Source organism: Paramicrobacterium fandaimingii, from assembly GCF_011751745.2.
GTDB lineage: Bacteria > Actinomycetota > Actinomycetes > Actinomycetales > Microbacteriaceae > Paramicrobacterium > Paramicrobacterium fandaimingii.
Map to the genome: position 1 here is coordinate 3,092,744 of NZ_CP061170.1, position 18,772 is coordinate 3,111,515.

Genomic DNA, 18,772 nt, shown 5'->3' on the forward strand with positions numbered 1-18,772 from the left:
CCTCAACTCGCCGCACGATCGTTACCGCGCACGCGCACGTCTTCGACATCCATCCGTGCGGCCACTGACGCAAGCCCACGGTGATTGCGGGTCGTGAACACCATGATGAACGACACGAGCACAAGAACCGGCAGAAGCATGCTGCTCACGAAGCTTTCCGACGCGAGAAGCATCATGTACCCGCCGATGCCCAGCAGAAATCTCACGGGACGGGCGATCATAGCTGGCATCGATCCGTGCACAGCACGAATGAGAACGATGCGTTCGCCAATCGTCACACCGCCAATCAGCACCGAGAGCAGCTGCACGATGATCGGCAGCGCATAGGCGGCGACGCCAAATACCTCTTCGGGAATGGCGAGCTCCGGCCGCCCGTCGAGCAGCGCGATGCCAAGCCTGACAGCAATGACGACCCAGCCGGTGATCCAGAGAACAGCGACATCGCTGAGAATGCCGACGAAACGACGCGGTGCGGTGATCGGGCGCGGTGCACCAGCATCCAGGCGCCGTTCCGAGCGCCTCCACAGCAGCATCCCGACAATCGATCCGAGCAGCGCACCCGCCGTGTTGGCAATCAGGTCGTCGACATCGAACACACGGTACGCACACGAGTAGAGCCCCCAGATGCCCGTCACCTGGGTCACCTCGATGAGCATCGACACGACAAAACCGATGAGTGTCGCCACGACGACGCCTCGACCGGCAAGATGCCGAATGAACCAGCCAAGCGGCATGAAAAGCACGACGTTCAGGGCCACCTGTACGACCGCGGGGTTCTGCATGAGCGCGCCGACGCTGCCGACGCCGTAGTGCGCAATGTCGCCGACGAACGCGAACGGCGCAGTCTGCAGAGGAACACAGGTGACGTCGCGAGTCTCGGGGAAGGGGAGCAGTGTGTAGGTCCACAGCGCCATCACGTAGATGACGGCGACGAACCACAGGATGCTGCGCCAGAACGTCATCTCGCCGCGCCGACGGTAGCTCATCGCAACGAAAGGCACGAACGCCACGACGGCGATAACGCAGCCGCCGATAACGGCGATCAGTGCTGGGGTGAACGCGGAACTCACCCGTCGATCGTATCGGCGGTCGGTGAGACGTCAGCTCAGCTCGGCCAGATCGATCACTCGGTCGGCACGGTGAGCCGTCTCTTCGATCAGGCGCGCATTGAGATCGTCGACGTTCGCAACCCATTCGCGGGCAGCATCCGGAGTCTTTCCGAATCTCACATGCCTGGCGATGAGTCGCTCACGTCGCAGCGCATCGTCTTCATGAACGACCCATATCTCGTCGAGGGACTCCCGCACGTCTTCCCACCCGTCGAGCAGCAGGTAATTGCCCTCGGTCACGACGATGTCGGAGTGAGGTTCAATGGTGAGGGCAGCGGCGATGGGCTGCTCAATGTCGCGCTCGAAGCCCGGGGCGTACACGCTGTGATCCGGACGCTCGGCGAGAAGCGTGAGCAGCCTCGCATAGCCGTGGCTGTCGAAGGTTTCGGGAGCACCCTTGCGGGCACGGAGTCCGAGAGCATCAAGCGTCACGTCGGCGAGGTGAAACCCATCCATTGGCACGTTGACGGCCGTGTCGCCAAGCGCGGCAACGAGTACCTGCGCGAATGTCGTCTTGCCCGCGCCAGGTGTGCCGACGATGCCGAGCATCGTGCGATTTCTCAGGGAACGGATGCCGCGAACTGCCGTCGCGAGATCAGAGAGCGCTGTTGTCACCCTCTGAGTGTGGCAGAGTCGACACCGAATCAAACCGCATCGACAACTGGAGGTCGCGTGAGATCGATCCTCGTCACCGGTGCCTCCGGAGGAATCGGCGCTGCCGTTGCCCGCCGCTTTGCCGAGGCAGGCGATCGCGTCGCCGTACACTTCTCCCGCAATCGCGACGGTGCAGAGGTCACTCTTCGCAACCTGCCCGGTTCTGGCCACGCACTGGTGGCTGGCGACATTGCGACACCCGAAGCTGTGACTCAGATCGTCGACTCGGCGACCGATCAGCTGGGCAGCATTGATGTGCTTGTGTGCAATGCCGGCGTTGCACCGACGGCGGCGAACCGGCACGTGATCGGAGAGGTGTCGTACGCCGACTGGACGAGCGCATTTCGCGACATGCTCGACGTCAATCTTTTCGGCGCAGCGAACCTCGCATGGGCGGTTGCGTCTCAGCTCATTGAGCGTGCGGCCCCCGGTGCGATCGTCAACATCGGGTCGCGCGGGGCGTTCCGCGGTGAGCCCGAGCACCCGGCGTACGCAGCGAGCAAGGCTGGTCTTCATGCACTGGGGCAGTCCCTCGCTGTGGCGTTGGCGCCCCACAACATCTCGGTGACGTCTGTGGCGCCTGGCTTTGTCGCCACCCCGCGGCAGCTGCCCAAGCTGGAGGGCCCAGCGGGCGAGGCGCTTCGAGCTCAGAGTCCCTTTGGCCGTGTCGGCACCGCGGATGAGATTGCCGAAGCCGTTTTCTGGTTGGCATCGCCCGAGGCTGCGTGGTGTTCGGGAACGATTCTCGATGCGAATGGAGCTTCGCACCTGCGCAATTGACTCGTGAAGTCACCGTCGTGCTCCAAGCGACAGAAATGACGGACATTGCTGTTGCGCCAGGGTTCTGCGTTTGGCTCATCTCCGCGTATCGGCGGCCACCGGGCACACGTCATAGCGCTGCGAGTGATTTGACTCGTGCGTATGGTGTGTCGGGGCCGCCGCGTACGTCAGGTGCGCGGCCCGGTATCTCGATGATCGTCTGGCGGGTCACTGTCGTCGTCTTCGTTGTCTGTGATGCGGCGTCGCCGTCCTAAATACCGTCTGTTCACGTACCAGTTCGGTGGAATCAGCTTCGGCCGGCCGTTTTTGTCGCGGGTGAGGGACCATTCGCCGCGTTCCAGCAATCTGTGGTGATACCAGCAGACGATCAGGCCATTTGCAACATCTGTTCGGCCGCCGTTTTCCCATCTTTGCACGTGATGCGCTTCACACAGCCACGCCGGAATGTCACAGTCATCGACAACACAGGTGTTCCCGTCGCGGGCGATCAACGCCAAACGTTGCTTCGCGGTGAAGAACCGCCTGGCGTTCCCGAGGTTCAACACGTCGCCGTGTTCGTCGATGTGTACCTGGCGGGTGTCGCCGTCGCACTGCATCTGTGTCACAAAGCTCATCGGTAGTGGTGCTGGTGTTCCCGGTGACCAAGTTGCACCGGTACCGTTCTCCAGATCGTCGTCTTTCACCGTGATCATCACTGTTGGGCCACGGCCGTGGAGTTTCGGTGTGGAGTGTTGTTTGCCGACACCCCCGATGATCGACGTGAACACGTCGGCACGTTCCTGCTGCCTTGTCCGCTCCTCGGGTGCCTGCTTGGTCGCGGCGAGCTCCTCAGCATGCATAAACGTCGGGCTCGTGCGCTTTGACATGAACGCATCAAACACCGGTGTCACCTGCGCCGCCTGTTCCGGTGATAGTGTGCCGGTGATCTTCATCGACCCGTCGTCTTGGTGCTTGAAGACCAGCTTGCGTGCCTCATGGAGTTCTTCTGCTGTGGGTTCGACACCGTCAGGGTCAAGGGCAACACGAAACACGCGGGCCTGCTGCCGCACAGCATCCGCCGTGAACGGCACCTCACCGAACGCACCCGTCGCATTACCAATCAGAGTCTCCTCAGCCCAGTCGATCTGCTCCGGCGCCACCCTGGGCAGGACAGGTGCCAACGTCGACGTGATCGACTCGGCAACATCCAGACCAATCACACCGTCAGCCAGCGCGCCTGCGGTCTGGGCGAACACCGGATCGAGGGGCAGCCCGGTATCGGATACGCGTGGTGTTGTGTGTTTCGCGACTGTCGCGAACCGATACGCTGTGGAGTTCTTCGCCCCCGTGATCACCTCAAACAATGCTGTGGGGCTCTTCGCCCCGTGACGGGCAGCGAGACCATCAAACCCGGCATCCGTATCAGAGCGCTGGGTAATATCGCCCACATTTGAGATCTGACGGCCTTCGATGATGCGGGTGCTGTTTCCCAAAAGGCCTGTGTAGGTCAACAGTGTGTTGGCGGAGAGGTCTGCCGGGTCGATCGACGCGAGTCGTGACGCGGCAGAGAGCAAGTCTTCCGCAGCCTCTACAGCAACAGCATCCGGACCCTCATTGGGTTCGAAACCGGGTGCCGCCGCTGCTTTGTGCATGACCAAAGTATCGCAGGACCCACCGACACTCCCACCGACAGAACACCCGGTCAACCACCCATTGTGGATAACTCGACAAAGTTTCTGCCTGTGGACGAAGAAGCGAGCAGCTGCCAGGAGAGAGTGGAGGGTGGATGTGGCCGACTACCTCTTACCCAATGCCGCAGGCTCACGCTCAAGCTCGCTGATTTCTGACCACACATCATCGAGCGAGAGGCCGAGAACATCGGCGAGCGCCGCAATGGTCGGAAAGGACGGTGTTGCCACCCGCCCCGTCTCGATCTTGCGAAGCGTTTCTGGAGACACGCGGGCAGCGAGCGCGGTCTCGAGCATCGGCCGCTCTCCCCTGGCGCGACGCAGCAGCGCACCAAGTCGCCGTCCGCGACCGACCTCCTCGGGCGTAAGTGGCAATCTGACCATGATTCCGATTATAGTACCGGGATAGTTATTGGCACGATGAGAGGCACCATGATCGAGATCCTGAACCCTGCCGAGGTAGCTCGCGCGAGAGAGACGGGAGCGCTGGTCGCCGACATTCTGCAGACGCTGAAGAGCCGGAGCACTGCCGGCACAAACCTTCTTGACATCGACCGATGGGCCATGTCCCTGATTACTGAGGCCGGGGCGCAGTCGTGCTACGTCGACTATGAACCGTCGTTCGGCCGCGGGCCATTCGGCCACTACATCTGCACGGCTGTCAATGATGCCGTGCTGCACGGACTTCCTCACGACTATGCTCTCGCCAACGGCGACCTGCTGACCCTCGACCTGGCGGTCTCGCTGCGCGGCATCGCCTCAGACGCAGCGATCAGCTTCATCGTCGGCGACTCACGCCCGGCCGAGAGCGCCGCCATGATCGACGCAACAGAACGAGCACTTGCCGCGGGAATCGACGCCGCCGGGCCAGGCGCGCGCATCGGCGATCTCTCGCACGCGATCGGCTCCGTGCTCAGCGAAGCGGGGTTCCCCATCAACACCGAGTTTGGTGGGCACGGCATCGGCACGACAATGCATCAAGACCCCCATGTGCCGAACACCGGTCGCCCCGGTCGCGGATTCACGTTGCGCCCCGGACTGCTGCTCGCTCTGGAGCCGTGGGTGATGGCCGACACGACTGAGCTCGTCATGGACGACGACGGGTGGACACTGCGCAGCGCGACGGGCTGCCGCACAGCGCACACCGAGCACACGATCGCCATCACCGACGACGGCGCAGAGATTCTCACCCTGCCGATGAGTCGCTGACAGCGCCGAACGCGAACGCTGCCTCGAAGGCGTCGAAGATCGCGGCATCGATGGAGCGCGGCGCGCGGGCATCGCCGACAACGGTGAGGGGAATGGATGCCGGCATGTCGGCGGTCTCGAACGGAACCTGCTCCCGCGGCGTCGCCAGAACGACAGTGCGCGCGGCAACAGAGCGAACCCGCCCCGAGTGCAGGTCGCGGATGGTCGCGCGAGCAGCATCCGGGTCGAAATCGGTGAGTGTCGCCGATACGTCAATCGCGAACGCGCCGTCACCCGGCAGTGCGCCTGGCGTTCCAGGCACTCGGAAGAGCCGCCTGTGCAGATGGTCGCGGTCTTGGCTGCCGCGGATGAACGGAAACGCCGTGTCGAAGCGGGTGATGAGCCGCACGTCGCCGGCCGCCGCCGCGACGGCGAGCGCGATTCCCGAGGAATACGGAGTTCCGTCATGATCGACGATCAGCACAGGGCCCCGCAGGAGCTCCGGCTGGTCAACGGCCTGCCATGCGGTCACAACGCCAGGCAGCTCAGAAAGCTCAGAAAGTCGCAGAGAAGCGGCATCCGCCACCGATCTTTCGTGTGCAGCCGGCCGCGATCCTGTGGCAATGATCACGTCGTCGAACCGGTCGGATGCCGCGGCGAGCAGCTTCGCATCGGCGCGTACCCCGAGCCGCACGTCGACACCAGCGGCATCGCGCGTGAGGTCGTCAACGAGCAGGCGGATGCTGTCGCGACCGGGCACGCGAGCGGCAAGGCGAAGCTGCCCGCCCAGATGCTCTTCCGCTTCGAAAAGCGTCACCCTGTGCCCGTTGCGTCGCAGCTCGACAGCGGCCTTGAGGCCCGCCGGCCCGCCGCCAACAACGGCGACGTGCCGCTCGCGCTGTGCACGTTGCGGCGTGCTGCGGGTGGACTCACGGCCGACGATCGGGTTGACTGTGCAACCCATTGGAAGGCCGTTGCCCGTGCGCGCAAGGCAGCCTTGATTCAGTCGGATGCAGTGGGTGACGGGCTCGCTCGAACGCAGTTTGACGGCAAGGTCGGGCTCAGCGATCTGCGCGCGGGTGAGGGCGACCATATCGGCAACGCCGTCGCCGATGACACCGCGTGCATCGTCGACGGTGGCGGCCGCACCGACCCCGAAGACGGGAATGTCTGCGTTGCGCCGTTTGACGGCGGCAACGTCATCACGCAACCATGCCGCGGGCATCGCTGCGGAGGGGAACACATAGTGCACCTGGTGATACTCACCACCGGCGAGATTGATGTAGTCAATGCGCACGTGCTCGCGGAGGTGGTCGATGATCTCGAGGCACTCGCTCTGCGTCAGCCCCTGTTCGTCAAATTCATTCGCGACCATGCGGATGCCGACCGCCACGTCGTCGCCCACGCGATCGCGCACGGCGGCCAGCGCCGCCAGCGGAAATCGCACTCGATTCTCGAGCGTGCCGCCGTACTCGTCTGTGCGCCGATTGTAGAGCGGTGAGAGAAACTGGTGCAGCAGGTAGCCGTGCGCCATGTGCACCTCGACGCCATCGAAGCCGCCGCGCACGGCGTTCTCGGCAGAGAGCGCCCAGCCCTCGACGAAGGCGGCGAGGTCATCGGGCGTCGCTTCGACGGTTGCCGCGCCGGTTGCCGGCGACAGCATCCGGCTGGCGCTGAACACCGGGCGCGGGCCATCTGGACCGTCGGGCACAGCTTGGGCACCGTGGTGGTTGAGCTGCGCAAAAATTTTCGCACCGCGTGTGTGAACAGCATCCGTCAATCGCCTGTCTGCATCGACGATGTCGGTGCGCCAGCCATCAACGAACCCGCGGATCGCGCTTGACGGGTGTACAAACCGGTTGCCCGCGATGAAGAGCGCCGTGCCACCCTCCGCGCGGCGCGAGAAGTAGTCGATTTCCTGCTGCGACTCGTGCCCCTCGACGGCATACAGCTTGGAGTGCGCCGCCTGCATGAGCCGGTTTCGCACGGTGATGTTTCCGATGCGCAGGGGCGAGAAGAGCGGGTCGGATGCCGCGTCGCTGCGACCTGCAGGAACAATGCTCATGCGCCCACTGTACTTTCGCGGGCACCCGCCATGGTGGGCAGATTCGCGCTCGATCCCGATATAGGCTCAAGGGCGTGAGCTCCCGCGAGTATACGATCCGACGCACGACAGAAGACGATTGGTGCAAAGTTCGCGACCTTCGGTTGGAGATGATTCGCGACACCCCGATTGGGTTCGCCGAGACACTCGAGACTGCCCTCAGCCACGGTGAGGACGATTGGCGCATGAACGCGCAACGCGGCATGGCCGCGCACGGCATCAAGCTCGCTGCCATTGACGGTTCCGGCCGCTGGGTTGGCACCATGGGCGGGTTCGTGCCCGATCACGAGACGACGCCGGTTCTTGTCGGCGTGTATGTGACTCCCCGTCACCGCGGCCGAGGAGCAGGAGTCACAGACGGCCTGCTTGAAGCGATCGAGGAGTGGGCGCGCACCGAGAGCAACCGCCTGCTGCTTCACGTGCACGAAGACAACGCGCGGGCGCGCATCGCCTATGAGCGCCGGGGCTTCGTGCTGACCGGACACACCGTGCCGTACAACCTCGACCCCAGCAGACGTGAGCTCGAGATGATCAAGCGGCTGTGACGGTCGCTCTCTCGCTCGCCTGATCTCGCGCAAGGTTCAGGCGGCCCATATGGTCGCTCACGGTGATGCGCACCGTCTATATGGGACGCATGAACGCCAGGACGAGCGGGCCGAGCCGCCAAGTGGTGACGGTCAGGCTTTCAGCCACACCGTCGTCTCACCGGGCAACGTCCCCTCGCTGAGCGGGCCGCTCGACACAAGCACCTCGCCAGCCGGCATCGCAATCGGTTCGGTGCCGAAGTTTGTCACGACCTCCCAGCCGTTCGGGCGCCGAAAGTGCAGCACGCTGCGAGCATCAGACCCCAGCCAGTCAAGTGCCTCGGTCGTCTGCAGCTGATTGCGCAGGGTGAGCGCCGTGCGGTACAGGGTGAGCGTCGATGCCGGGTCGTCGTCCTCGGCCTCAACAGACAGCGCGCTGAACCACTCCGGCTGCGGCAAGTGCGCACGGGCCGGACCGAATCCGAAAGACGGCCCGTCGACCGTCCACGGCAGCGGCACGCGGCATCCGTCACGACCGGGATCAACCCCGGGGTTGCGAAAATACGCCGGGTCCTGGTGCTGATCCGCTGGAATGTCGGCGACCTCTCCGAGACCGAGCTCCTCGCCCTGGTAGAGGTAGGCAGAGCCAGGCAGGCCGAGCATGAAGAGGGATGCCGCGCGAGCGCGGCGCAGCCCGGTCGCGACGTCGAGCTCGGGCGTCGTTCCGCCCGAGAGCAGCCACTCGGCACCCTGTTTGACGTCACTGCCTCCCCGCGGCGGAAGGCCATAGCGCGTGGCGTGGCGCACGACATCGTGGTTCGAGAACACCCAGGTCGTCGACGACCCCGCGATCTTCGCCTCGGCGAGGTTGGTGCTCACGATCTCGAGAAACGCTCCGGCATCGAAGTCGGCTTCGAGCAGGTCGAAGTTGAACGCTTGGCCGAGCTCCTTCGGGCTCGCATAGCGTGCACGGCGCTCAGCCGAGGCGACCCAGGCCTCCGCGACGGCGATGCGCGGCGGATCGTACTCGTCGAGCACCTGACGCCACTCGGCGTAGATGTCGTGCACCTCGTCGCGATCCCACAGCGGGTGCTGGCCGTCTGTGGTGGGGGTCGCATCGAGCTCTGCCTGCGTGGGCAGCACATCGGGAAGCTCTTTTGCACAGCCGTGGGCGACGTCAACGCGAAACCCATCGACGCCGCGGTCACTCCAGAAGCGCAGGGTCGTCAGAAAATCCTCGTGCACCTCCGGGTTCTTCCAGTTGAAGTCGGGCTGCTCTGTCGCGAAGAGGTGCAGGTACCACTGGCCATCGCGGGCCCGCGTCCACGCGGGTCCGCCGAACATCGACACCCAGTCGGAGGGCGGAATCTCGCCGTTCGCGCCGAGCCCGTCACGAAAGATGTAGCGCGCGCGCTCCGGCGACCCTTTGCCTGCGGCGAGCGCCTGCTGAAACCACACGTGCCGATCAGAGCTGTGGTTCGGCACAATGTCGGCGATGAGCTTGATGTTCGCCTCGTGCAACGCAGCGATCATCTCGTCGAAATCGTCGAGCGTTCCGATCTTCGGGTCGACATCGCGGTAGTCATCGACGTCGTATCCGCCATCAGCGAGCGCCGACGGGTAGAACGGGCTGAGCCAGACGGCGTTGATGCCGAGCCGCTTGAGGTAGGGAACTCGGCTAGTGATGCCAGCAAGGTCGCCAATGCCGTCACCATTCGCATCGGCGAAGCTGCGAGGGTAGATCTGGTAGACGGCAGCCTGGCGCCACCAGGTGGCACCGGCATCCTCGTCATTGTCACGAGTGTCGGGGTTCGGGCTACTGTCGAGCACATCGGTCATTGATCGAGGGGCCTTTCTGCGCAACGTGAGAAGGAGTGTTCTCACCCTAGAGCAGAACACGGAACGTTCTCCTCATCCCCCTGTTGCCCGCGCACTTCCCGACGTAGCCTGGGAGCATGGTCGATCGAATCAGCGCAGAAGAGTTCATAGAGGCTCCCGGCGTAGCCGACTGGGAAGCAGACGAGGCGCATGTCACCGCCACGTTCGCGACAGGCACATTCTCAAGCGGAGTCTCGTTCGTCGATGAGATCGGGGCGCTTGCGGATGCCGCCGAGCATCACCCCGACGTGGAGCTCACCTATCCCGCGGTCACCGTCACACTCACCACTCATGAGGTCGACGGCTTGTCGGAACGCGACGTCGAGCTGGCGCGCCAGATCTCACAGGTTGCGCACGACAGCGGCATCCATGCCACGTGACCGCGCTGTGCCGGTGATTGCACGACGACAGGCACGGATGCTGGCGGCCGCCGCCGCGCTTGCGCTCTGCCTGACCGGGTGTTCGTCTGGCGAAGAGTCGTTTTCCGGCGCGTGGGGAAGCACCGATTCCGGCCAGCCGAACCTCACGATCGACGACGACAGTTCGTTTTCGGGCACCGACGGGTGCAATCGTCTCAACGGTCAGGGCACCATCTCGGGCGAGACGTTCACGTTTGGCCACTTCGTGTCGACGATGAAGGCCTGCGAGGGCGTCGACACGTGGCTCTCGAAGGCGGCAACCGCGAAAGTCGTTGACGGCGATCTCGTCGTCTACGGCGAGAACGACGAGAAGATCGGCACCCTCGCCGGCGACTGACCGCTCGATGATCAGCGACCGTCAACGAGCCTGATGAACGCGCTCAGCTGCGCCAGCTCCTCTGGCGTGTGCGGAAGGTAGTCGATGAGCGACGGCGAAAACACGAGGTGCGCAGCCCACTGCGCACGCGAGATTGACACGTTGAGCCGGTTCTTCATCAGCAGAAAGCCCATGCCCCGGGGCACCTCGGTGGGGTCGGATGCCGCGAGGCTCACGATCGCGATCACGGCCTCCTGCCCCTGAAACTTGTCGACGGTTCCAACCCGAACGGCCGAGTGGCCTGCAGCATCGAGGGCCTCGCGAACGACCCCGACCTGCGCGTTGTACGGTGAGACGACGATGATGTCGTGCTCGGTCAGCGGCTCGCCGTCGCGCCCGCTGTCGGGGTCGGTCCACCTGCCCCCGAGGTAGTCGCGAACAATCTCGACGACACGTGCCGCCTCTTCGGGAGAGGACGTCGCGTTGCCCGTGTGGTCAACGGCATCGATGTGCAGCCCAGGTGAACGGTTCTGCAGCTGGCGGTCAGCCGCGCACGTGTGCGAGCTCAGCTCTCCCTCGTACGAGAGGTCAGAGACAACGGCCGTCACCTCCTCACGCATGCGGCGACTCTCGGCGAGAAAGTAGCCGAGTTCTTCAGGCAGCACATCGTGCCCTGCACTCACCCAGCCGAGCGCCGATTCGTCGACGGGTTCAGGATGCGTTCCCTGACTCACTTGCGGAAGCTGCTGCGGGTCACCGAGCAGAACGAGGTTGCGCGCCGCGACGCTCGCCGCGATCGTCGAACCGAGCGAGTACTGCCCCGCTTCGTCAACGACCAGCAGGTCAAGGTCGCGCCGCCCGACGTATGCGGGGTTGCTGAACGTCCATGCAGTGCCCCCGATGACGTAGCCGCTCTCTGCGTGGTCGAGGCCGAACGTCAGGTACTGCTTTTTGTCGATCGCCGTGAATGCGTGATCGGCATCGTCGCCCTGTTTGAGCGCCTTGCCGACAAGCGACGCGTCGAGCCCCGCGCTCGTCACCACGCGATCAAGCACGTTCTCGACAACGGCGTGCGATTGCGAGACGACGCCGATCTTCCATTTGTGCGTCCGCACGAGCTCGGCGATCAGATGCGAAGCAAGGTAGGTCTTGCCTGTTCCGGGAGGGCCCTGCACGGCGAGATACGAGTCGTCGAGATCGAGCACTGCCGCCGTCACATCGGCGAGGTTGTCTCCGGTTCGCGGCAGCGCACCCCTTTGGGTATGCGGCGGCACGCGGCGCAGCAGATCGAGAACAGGTTCCCGCGGCAGCGCCGCAGCGATCTCGCTCACATCGGAATCCGGTGACCTGCCAGCGCCGCCGAGTGAATCGACGATGTTCTGACCCCACCATTCAATGGCGTCGACCTGCGTTCCCGGTCGTGGTGGACTCTCGGGAGTGAGCGCAACGGGCATGGCGTCGTAGCGGTCGATATCTTTGCCGAGGGTCTCTTCGAGAAGCATCCGGCCATCATCGAACACCTCGAGAATCGTCACCGCCTTGGCAACACGCGCCCCCGGATCGCCTCGATCGTCAAACCACGGGCCCGGATGCTCGTAGAGGGCATACGGCTTCGCGCCGGCTTTCACGGTGCTTCCTGGCGCCCATGACCCGCGCACGACAATGTGTCGGCGATCGCTGCGCTGCTTGCCTTCTCGATGCCACTCGCGGTCGAGCGTCGCCCGATCGATGACGAAGCAGTCTCGCGTGTCGGCCCAATCATCGAGCGGCTCGACGAGCCGAGAGAAGTGCGCCCACCAGAAGCTCTTCTGCTCACGTCGGTGGTAGTCGATGGCCGCCGCGGCGATGGCCAGAGCGCGCTGGTCTGCCGTGCGTTCGGGGTCGAGAGCGTCGCCCCCAAACTCTTTGAGCGCGTCATGCAATGCAGAAGGCTCGATGTCGAGCGGGTCGCGTTCCGCCGCCGAGAGCGGCCTTACCTCGGCGTCGCGAGCGAAGCCGAGCAGCCAGTCACGCAGGCGCAGCGTCGACAGACAGTCGTATTCGTTGTAATCGGCAATCGAGTCGAGCATCCGCTGCGCTTCAGCGGCGGCATCCGGATCCCCTGCTTCTCCGGCGACACGCAGCTCGCTGAGCTCGGCGTACTCGGTGATCGAATCGCCCGCGTTCGTGACATCGCCCTCGCGGTGCTCGTCTCCCATATAGAGGGGCTCGAGCTTCTTGATGGAGTACGACCGCGAGCCGACGCGCACACTGTGGCGCACGATCGGGTACAGATCGACGAGCACGTGCGCACGCAACAGTTCGTCGATATATGACTCCCCTACTCCGTGCCGCGCGGCGAGCGACAGCAGATGCGTCCGCTCGTACGACGCGTAATGGTAGATGTGCATATTCGGATGCTGCACCCGCCGACGTCGCACGTAGTCGAGAAAGTCCCGCAACGCTTCGCGCTCCTCGGCGAAGCTATGCGCCCAGAACGCCAGAAACGTGCCATCGGGTTCGATGAGCCCGAACAGATAATCGAGGCCCCACTCCGCCGTGCCGTCAGAACGTGCTTCGCTGTAAAGCGGATCGCCCTCGAAATCGAAGAAGATGTCGCCGGCGTCGGGTTCGGGAATGGCGGCAAGTGCCTCGGGCGCGAACACGCGAACGGCGGGGGCGCCAGGTATGGCCCCAGCGGAGTCCGCCGCGTCGGTGGGGCGCTCGCTCTCGAGTTGCAGCCTCGCCTGCTCTCGCAGATTCGCGAACGTCGCCTCTGTCATGTCGGAGACCGGGCCGGATGCCGCGGCGAGCGCGTCGATCGTGTCGATGCCCGCCGCGATGAGCCGCGCCCGTTGCCGCGTGCTGAGACCGCCGACGAGCAGCACGTCGCGGTGCAGCTGCACGGCCTGCTCACACTGATCGCAACGACCGCACGCCGTATAGCGTGCGTCGCCCCATGCCAGGGGCTCCGGCGCTGCGAGGCGCTCGGCGATGATGCCGTGCAGCCTTGCCACACGCCGCCGGTATACCGGAGCGATATCGGCGAGACGATGCTCGCTCTGGGTGCCGTCGCCCAAGATGAGCCGGGCGACAGGGCTCACCGCGATGCCGAGCGCCGCGATCTTCTCGCCGTATGCCGCAAGCTGCAGCAGCGCCGTGATCTTGGGCGACCGGGCGAGTTTTGTGTCTTGCACCTCGTAGCTGCCGTCGGGCTGACGCACAATGAAGTCGGCGAACCCGACGAACGAGCCGTCCCAGAATGTCGCCTGAAACACCACGTCGGCAGCTGCCTCGAAGGCGCGGAGCGTCGCGTCAGCGGCATCCTGAAGGTGTTCGGCCGACATCGACGTTGGTCGGGCGATCTCGACGACGCCGTCACCGAAGTCGTCTCGATACTGTTGAAGCACCCGCGCCTCGTGCTCGTCGCCGAGAGCCGATGTGCGCTTGTTCATCGCGTCGCGCTCCTCGACGATTGCGGGGATGCGCCCGAGCTTCGCATCAAGCCTCCGCAGAAACGCCCACTCGCAGGCGGACGCCTGGGTGAGATCGCTGGCGCTCGTCACGACGTGCGGATCGTCTGTGCCGGCATCCGCCCTCTCACGCAGCAGAAACATCGGGCCTCCTCGATCGTGCGTTGTCGTGCATCATCACACTATGCGGCACGGCAGACATCCAATCGACACAGAACCGGCTCGACCCGCGGGTGCGAGTCGAGCCGGTCAATTGACGGCGTGTGTCAGCGCGCTTGTGCCCGGCGCACGAGCACGGCCCAGATCGTAGCAGCGACAACGCCGACGGCGAGCAGCACGCCCATCCACGGGGCCCATCCCATCGACAGTAAAGAGAAGAGCCATGAGGCGAAGCTGTCGTTAAGGAACGCCAGGGCGCCGCCGGCCACGGTGACGAGAGTGAATGCGAGAAGTACAAGCCACAGGCCAAGCTGACCCCATCGATTGAATACTGTCGTGATGGCCGCACCGACGAACATGAACGCCAGAATCAGGAGGAAGGTCTGCACGAGCGTCTGCCACGCGGGCCCTGTTCCTGTGTAAACAACGTTGAAGAATCGTATGTGCAGGCCCCACCCTTCGGTGACTTCCTCAAGCATCTTGCCGACCGTGACGATGATCGAGAAGAAGACGGCATTCGCGATGAACACGAGCGACGTGCCACGGGAGAACTCATTTCGAGTCAGCCCGAAGCCGGTAGCGAGCGGGAAGTATTGGGTCATCGCGGCGATGCCAATTCCCATCAGCGGCCCGAGCAGCGCGAAGATGGCACCATTCCACACCATGCCGTTATACATATCTACGAGATTTTGACCGCCCGTCGCGAGGTTGGCGACGATGCCAATGACCAGGATGAAAGAAAACGACATTCCGGCGATCATCAGTGGCTGCCCAATGGCAGTGAATCGGTTGGCTGTATGCAGGTTGACGACGGATCCTATTCGCATGATCACTCCTTTCAAGCGGAGACCGCGGAGCGTTCTATGCCCGTGGTCAGATGGACGATGAGGTTTTGGAGCGAGACAGAAGCCACCGCGAGATCCGCCTGCTGGGCGGCATCCCGATCGCCCTCATGCGCGATGAGCGTGACCGTTGCCAGACCGCCCATTCGCTCACGAGCAATCTCTTCTCGATGTTCGGCGAACGCGTCAATCGCATCGGCACGACCCGAGACCTGGATTGCGCGGCCGCGAAGCTCCTCGGTGTCTTCGTCGAGCAGCACCTGTCCATCGTCGAGAACGACCACATGCTCGAGCAGATTCGCAGCCTCGTCGATGTGATGCGTCGAGAGCACTACTGTGCGCGGGTGCTCCGCGAAGTCTTCAAGCAGCCTGTCATAGAAGAGCTGTCGCGCCACGGCATCCAAGCCCAAATACGGCTCGTCGAAGAATGTCAGTGGCGCACGCGATGCGAGCCCGATGATGATGCCGATAGCGCTGAGCTGACCACGTGAGAGCTTTTTGACGAGACGCTTCGTTGGCAGCCGAAACTCATCGACAAGGCGCGCGGCAAAAGCGGCATCCCAATTCGGGTAGACGGATGCCGCCACCATGAGCACGTTTCCGGCTTTGAAGGTGTCGGGGTATTTCTGGCTCTCCTGAATAAAGCAGGTCTGCGAGAGAACCTCGGCGTTCTCGACGGGGTTCTCCCCGAGCACCGTCATCGAACCGGCCGTAGCGAAGATCTGGCCGGTGAGCAGTTGCATCAGCGTGGTCTTGCCTGCACCGTTTCTGCCGAGCAGTCCATAGATGCGGTCCGGTTCGAGGTCGATGGTGACACCGTCGACGGCGCGAACATCCTTATAGACCTTGGCAAGATCGCGTGTGGAAATCGCGGTCATGATTGTGCCTCTTTCGTGATCAATGCGATGAGATCGTCTGTGCTGAGCCCCAGCTTCGAAGCCTCATGCACGAGAGGGGCGACATACTCCATTGCGAAGGACGTCTTTCGTGATTCCATGAGCTGACGTTTGGCCCCACTGGCGACGAACATGCCGATTCCCCTCCTCTTGTAGAGAATTCCTGTGTCAACGAGTCTGTTGAGCCCTTTGCCCGCCGTTGCGGGGTTGATGCGTAGAAATGCCGCAAGCGCGTTTGTCGAGGGCACCGCGGTTTCTTCCGGGTACGTGCCATCGAGAATGTCGTTCTCGATCTGCTCTGCGATCTGAACGAACAGCGGGCGACCTTCATCAAGCATCGTGAGTGACTCCTTGTTGGTTCGTTACTCAACTAATGAACCACATAACCAAGCTGGTGTCAAGACGCGCGGTCGCAAGACGTTCTACGCGACTCGAGGTACGAGTCGCACAAGGATGACCATCGCAATGAGCTCGACAAGGGTCTGCATGACGACGGCGAGGGGCGCAAGGTCAAGGTGTGCGGGCAGCGCAAGGGCAAACGGAAGAACGACAAGCGAGTTGCGCGTCACCCCGCTGAAGATAAGCGCGCGCCGATCCAGCTGGGACATGTGCAGAAGGCGCCCGACAATCGCCCCAACCCCAACGAGCACGGCGATGAACAGCACATAGACCGGTACGACCGCTGCGAGTTCGATGATCCGCGAACCGACTCCCGCGATGTGAGAGGCAACGACGACGATGAGCACAAGCATCATGCACGGCACCATCACCGCATTGCCCAGGTGTCGAAGACCTCCGCCGACGCGCGTGCGTGAGGCCACCTGTGTCAGCGCCGCCATGCCGAACGGCACAACGATGAGAAGCAGAAACGCTTCAACAAACGGGCGGGCCGCAAGGCCTGCCAGAAGCGCCGGCCCCGCCATGGCCCCGAGGTACAACGGAAGGAACGCCATCTGCAGCACCAGAAGAATCGGAGTGACGGCGAGCAGCTTATTTGCGCTGCCTCCAGCGACCCGCGCGAAGACGATCACATAGTCGACGCACGGGCTGAGTAAGACAAGAAGCACACCAATGAAGAGAGGCTCATTGCTCGCGATAATGCGAGAGATCACAAAGACGACGATTGGTACGATGACGAAGTTGACGCCGCCGACAGCAAGCAGAAATCGCCAATCGCGGAGCCCCGCGCCGACCGCAGCCACAGGCACGCTCAGGAAAGTCACGTACATGAGCACCGCGAGCGACGGCGTAATCAGCGGGCCCAGCCACAGTCCGATTTCGGGCAAACCAAAACCAAGGGCGGCCGCGCAGAGAATCGCGGCTATGTAGAGAGTCACCTGATACCGCTCTAACCCCGCAACGACGCCACCCATGCAGGCAAGTCTCGCACCAGATCAGAATGGTGGGTCGTCGGGGAGCGAATCGAAAAGGCTCGGCGCGTCACCCTCTGGCTCCACGACCTCGACGTTCGACTCGATTCGTGTAAAACCCGGCTCCGAATACGGACGAACAACATAGTGACGCTCGAGTGGAGATGTCCACACGAGGTATCCGTCGGCTGTGCGATCCACGGCCCATCGCGTCTCGTGCTTGAGCCGGTGGTGTGGTCGACACAATGCATTCAGATTGTCTATCTCGGTCTTCCCGCCGTACTGCCAATCCTGGCGGTGGTCGATGTCGCAGGAGGACGCTGAACGGTTGCACCCTGCGAAACCACAGGTTTCATCACGAATCTCGACGGCTTTACGCAAGTCTGCGGGAACCGCGTAACGATCACGGCCAACGGAGAGCACAGCACCTGTCTCCGGGTGTGTCAAAATCCGAGTGAAACTCGGCGCATTCGCGGAAAGCTCCCGCGCCGTTTCGGCGTCGATCGGCCCGTAGCCCTCAAGTTCGGCAGACTCCTCAGAATGGCCGAGCAGGGTCATCACAGGAACGGTGACGTGCACGCTTGGACGAACCGCGCCCGAAGCTGAACGCGGCTCGTCTTCGCCGCTGTCCGCGGGCTCGCCTGACCAGGCGAAACCTTTCATGAGGGCGTCTGAGACAGCATCCGCAGCGATCTGCCTGAGGGTTCGAGCGTCACCCACCGCCTTGAGCGACAGCGCAGTGTTGCGCGCCACGTGCGCAAAGCTCTCGGTCATCTCGATCGGTGCATAGATCGAGAACCAGCCCATGCCGTCGGGTTCTCCATAGTTCTCGATGTGTCTGTCAGCTTTTGCCGCCTTCTTTCGCTCGACCGCTGTTTCGGGGTGCATTCTCTCGCGCAGCGCCAGTGCCGATCGGTTGAACTGCGGCGGCGTCGACGACGCGGCGACGGCGATCGCCTCGGATTCGAACCGGCGCGTTTCCAACGCATCAAGCCCATTGGCCTGGGAGACCATGAGCTCTGCATGTCGGTAGGAAATCTCGCCCGAACGAAGCGCATCGAGCGTCTCGGGAAGGTCGGCGACGAGCGCTTCGCTGCTCGCGAGCATCGACTCAACCTTGCGCTCAGACAGTTTCAACGCCGTGGCGAGTTCGGAGACGAAGGCGCGGCGAGCCCATTCGTCTCGTGAGGAAGCTGACCCTTCCGACTCGGTGAATAAGCGTTGATGCTCGAGTGAGAATCGAAGCGCCTGGCACATGAGCCCGGCCAACCGCGCATGCACAACTGCAAGCATCTCGTTCTCTTCTGCAATTCCATCGATCATCAGCGAGAGGAGGTTTGCCTGCGAACCGAACAAGTTGCGCCCTGCGTCATCACCGCCTGGGACTGAGAGGGTGTCTGTGAAATTAACCATG

17 protein-coding genes are annotated in these 18,772 nt (G+C 63.3%); 5 read left to right on the plus strand and 12 right to left on the minus strand.

Translation table 11 applies throughout. From position 1 onward, the window contains the following. Window positions 1-2: 2 nt before the first annotated feature. A complete protein-coding gene (locus tag HCR84_RS14955) occupies window positions 3-1,070 on the minus strand; it encodes a VanZ family protein (RefSeq protein ID WP_166979720.1) in 1,068 nt (355 codons plus the stop codon). A 30-nt stretch (window positions 1,071-1,100) separates the two neighbouring features. Next, window positions 1,101-1,724: a nucleoside/nucleotide kinase family protein gene (locus HCR84_RS14960; RefSeq protein WP_166979719.1), complete on the minus strand. Its 624-nt coding sequence runs from the start codon at window positions 1,722-1,724 to the stop codon at window positions 1,101-1,103. Window positions 1,725-1,781: 57 nt separating this feature from the next. On the opposite strand from HCR84_RS14960, the gene HCR84_RS14965 reads away from it, so the two are divergent. Beyond that, on the plus strand, window positions 1,782-2,543 hold the full coding sequence (locus HCR84_RS14965; protein WP_166979718.1) for an SDR family NAD(P)-dependent oxidoreductase: 762 nt from the start codon (window positions 1,782-1,784) through the stop codon (window positions 2,541-2,543). Window positions 2,544-2,710: 167 nt separating this feature from the next. Here the strand turns inward: HCR84_RS14965 and HCR84_RS14970 are convergent, their stop codons facing one another. Then, a complete protein-coding gene (locus tag HCR84_RS14970) occupies window positions 2,711-4,174 on the minus strand; it encodes an HNH endonuclease signature motif containing protein (RefSeq protein ID WP_166979716.1) in 1,464 nt (487 codons plus the stop codon). A 144-nt stretch (window positions 4,175-4,318) separates the two neighbouring features. Then, window positions 4,319-4,594: a helix-turn-helix domain-containing protein gene (locus HCR84_RS14975; protein WP_166979715.1), complete on the minus strand. Its 276-nt coding sequence runs from the start codon at window positions 4,592-4,594 to the stop codon at window positions 4,319-4,321. A gap of 48 nt (window positions 4,595-4,642) precedes the next feature. Here HCR84_RS14975 and map point away from each other — a divergent pair, with 48 nt between their 5' ends. After that, window positions 4,643-5,419, plus strand: coding sequence for a type I methionyl aminopeptidase (gene map, locus HCR84_RS14980; protein ID WP_166979713.1), 777 nt, complete (start codon window positions 4,643-4,645; stop codon window positions 5,417-5,419). Here map and HCR84_RS14985 read toward each other — a convergent pair. Then, entirely contained in the window at window positions 5,397-7,463 is a 2,067-nt protein-coding gene (locus HCR84_RS14985; protein WP_166979711.1) for an oxidoreductase, read from the minus strand. The genes map and HCR84_RS14985 overlap by 23 nt on opposite strands. Window positions 7,464-7,537: 74 nt before the next feature. On the opposite strand from HCR84_RS14985, the gene HCR84_RS14990 reads away from it, so the two are divergent. Then, a complete protein-coding gene (locus HCR84_RS14990; protein ID WP_244972508.1) occupies window positions 7,538-8,047 on the plus strand; it encodes a GNAT family N-acetyltransferase in 510 nt (169 codons plus the stop codon). A gap of 132 nt (window positions 8,048-8,179) precedes the next feature. On the opposite strand, the gene HCR84_RS14995 is transcribed toward HCR84_RS14990, so the two are convergent. Then, window positions 8,180-9,865, minus strand: coding sequence for a glycoside hydrolase family 13 protein (locus HCR84_RS14995; RefSeq protein WP_166979709.1), 1,686 nt, complete (start codon window positions 9,863-9,865; stop codon window positions 8,180-8,182). Window positions 9,866-9,981: 116 nt separating this feature from the next. Between HCR84_RS14995 and HCR84_RS15000 the strand changes: the two genes are divergently transcribed. Both HCR84_RS15000 and HCR84_RS15005 read left to right on the plus strand, forming a co-directional pair. Then, window positions 9,982-10,284 (plus strand): 4a-hydroxytetrahydrobiopterin dehydratase, encoded by a 303-nt coding sequence (locus HCR84_RS15000; RefSeq protein WP_166979708.1) that lies wholly within the window; start codon window positions 9,982-9,984, stop codon window positions 10,282-10,284. Then, entirely contained in the window at window positions 10,274-10,660 is a 387-nt protein-coding gene (locus HCR84_RS15005) for an META domain-containing protein (protein WP_235940717.1), read from the plus strand. The genes HCR84_RS15000 and HCR84_RS15005 overlap by 11 nt, the downstream gene beginning before the upstream one ends. 11 nt (window positions 10,661-10,671) lie before the next feature. Here HCR84_RS15005 and HCR84_RS15010 read toward each other — a convergent pair whose 3' ends face one another. The 6 genes from HCR84_RS15010 to HCR84_RS15035 all read right to left on the minus strand — a co-directional run bounded on the left by HCR84_RS15010 (window position 10,672) and on the right by HCR84_RS15035 (window position 18,771). Continuing rightward, on the minus strand, window positions 10,672-14,235 hold the full coding sequence (locus HCR84_RS15010; protein ID WP_166979707.1) for a TM0106 family RecB-like putative nuclease: 3,564 nt from the start codon (window positions 14,233-14,235) through the stop codon (window positions 10,672-10,674). Window positions 14,236-14,357: 122 nt separating this feature from the next. After that, the gene (locus HCR84_RS15015) at window positions 14,358-15,077 is read right to left on the minus strand and encodes a hypothetical protein (protein WP_166979706.1); all 720 of its coding nucleotides are present in this window, start codon (window positions 15,075-15,077) and stop codon (window positions 14,358-14,360) included. An 11-nt stretch (window positions 15,078-15,088) separates the two neighbouring features. Next, a complete protein-coding gene (locus HCR84_RS15020) occupies window positions 15,089-15,970 on the minus strand; it encodes an ABC transporter ATP-binding protein (RefSeq protein WP_166979705.1) in 882 nt (293 codons plus the stop codon). Continuing rightward, complete coding sequence (locus tag HCR84_RS15025) at window positions 15,967-16,326, minus strand: GntR family transcriptional regulator (protein ID WP_166979704.1); 360 nt, start codon at window positions 16,324-16,326, stop codon at window positions 15,967-15,969. The genes HCR84_RS15020 and HCR84_RS15025 overlap by 4 nt, the downstream gene beginning before the upstream one ends. 84 nt (window positions 16,327-16,410) lie before the next feature. Continuing rightward, complete coding sequence (locus tag HCR84_RS15030) at window positions 16,411-17,361, minus strand: arsenic resistance protein (protein ID WP_166979703.1); 951 nt, start codon at window positions 17,359-17,361, stop codon at window positions 16,411-16,413. A 21-nt stretch (window positions 17,362-17,382) separates the two neighbouring features. Continuing rightward, a complete protein-coding gene (locus tag HCR84_RS15035) occupies window positions 17,383-18,771 on the minus strand; it encodes an HNH endonuclease signature motif containing protein (protein WP_166979702.1) in 1,389 nt (462 codons plus the stop codon). Between the last annotated feature and the right edge of the window lies 1 nt (window position 18,772).

What these genes read in the sequence shown, in the direction of transcription:
- HCR84_RS14995 (WP_166979709.1), bottom strand. Translation starts at nt 9,865, where the DNA reads ATGACCGATGTGCTCGACAGTAGCCCGAACCCCGACACTCGTGACAAT.
- HCR84_RS15015 (WP_166979706.1), bottom strand. Translation starts at nt 15,077, where the DNA reads ATGCGAATAGGATCCGTCGTCAACCTGCATACAGCCAACCGATTCACT.
- HCR84_RS15020 (WP_166979705.1), bottom strand. Translation starts at nt 15,970, where the DNA reads ATGACCGCGATTTCCACACGCGATCTTGCCAAGGTCTATAAGGATGTT.
- HCR84_RS14970 (WP_166979716.1), bottom strand. Translation starts at nt 4,174, where the DNA reads ATGCACAAAGCAGCGGCGGCACCCGGTTTCGAACCCAATGAGGGTCCG.
- HCR84_RS14985 (WP_166979711.1), bottom strand. Translation starts at nt 7,463, where the DNA reads ATGAGCATTGTTCCTGCAGGTCGCAGCGACGCGGCATCCGACCCGCTC.
- HCR84_RS15035 (WP_166979702.1), bottom strand. Translation starts at nt 18,771, where the DNA reads ATGGTTAATTTCACAGACACCCTCTCAGTCCCAGGCGGTGATGACGCA.
- HCR84_RS15025 (WP_166979704.1), bottom strand. Translation starts at nt 16,326, where the DNA reads ATGCTTGATGAAGGTCGCCCGCTGTTCGTTCAGATCGCAGAGCAGATC.
- HCR84_RS15010 (WP_166979707.1), bottom strand. Translation starts at nt 14,235, where the DNA reads ATGTTTCTGCTGCGTGAGAGGGCGGATGCCGGCACAGACGATCCGCAC.
- HCR84_RS14975 (WP_166979715.1), bottom strand. Translation starts at nt 4,594, where the DNA reads ATGGTCAGATTGCCACTTACGCCCGAGGAGGTCGGTCGCGGACGGCGA.
- HCR84_RS15030 (WP_166979703.1), bottom strand. Translation starts at nt 17,361, where the DNA reads ATGGGTGGCGTCGTTGCGGGGTTAGAGCGGTATCAGGTGACTCTCTAC.
- HCR84_RS15005 (WP_235940717.1), top strand. Translation starts at nt 10,274, where the DNA reads ATGCCACGTGACCGCGCTGTGCCGGTGATTGCACGACGACAGGCACGG.
- HCR84_RS15000 (WP_166979708.1), top strand. Translation starts at nt 9,982, where the DNA reads ATGGTCGATCGAATCAGCGCAGAAGAGTTCATAGAGGCTCCCGGCGTA.
- map (WP_166979713.1), top strand. Translation starts at nt 4,643, where the DNA reads ATGATCGAGATCCTGAACCCTGCCGAGGTAGCTCGCGCGAGAGAGACG.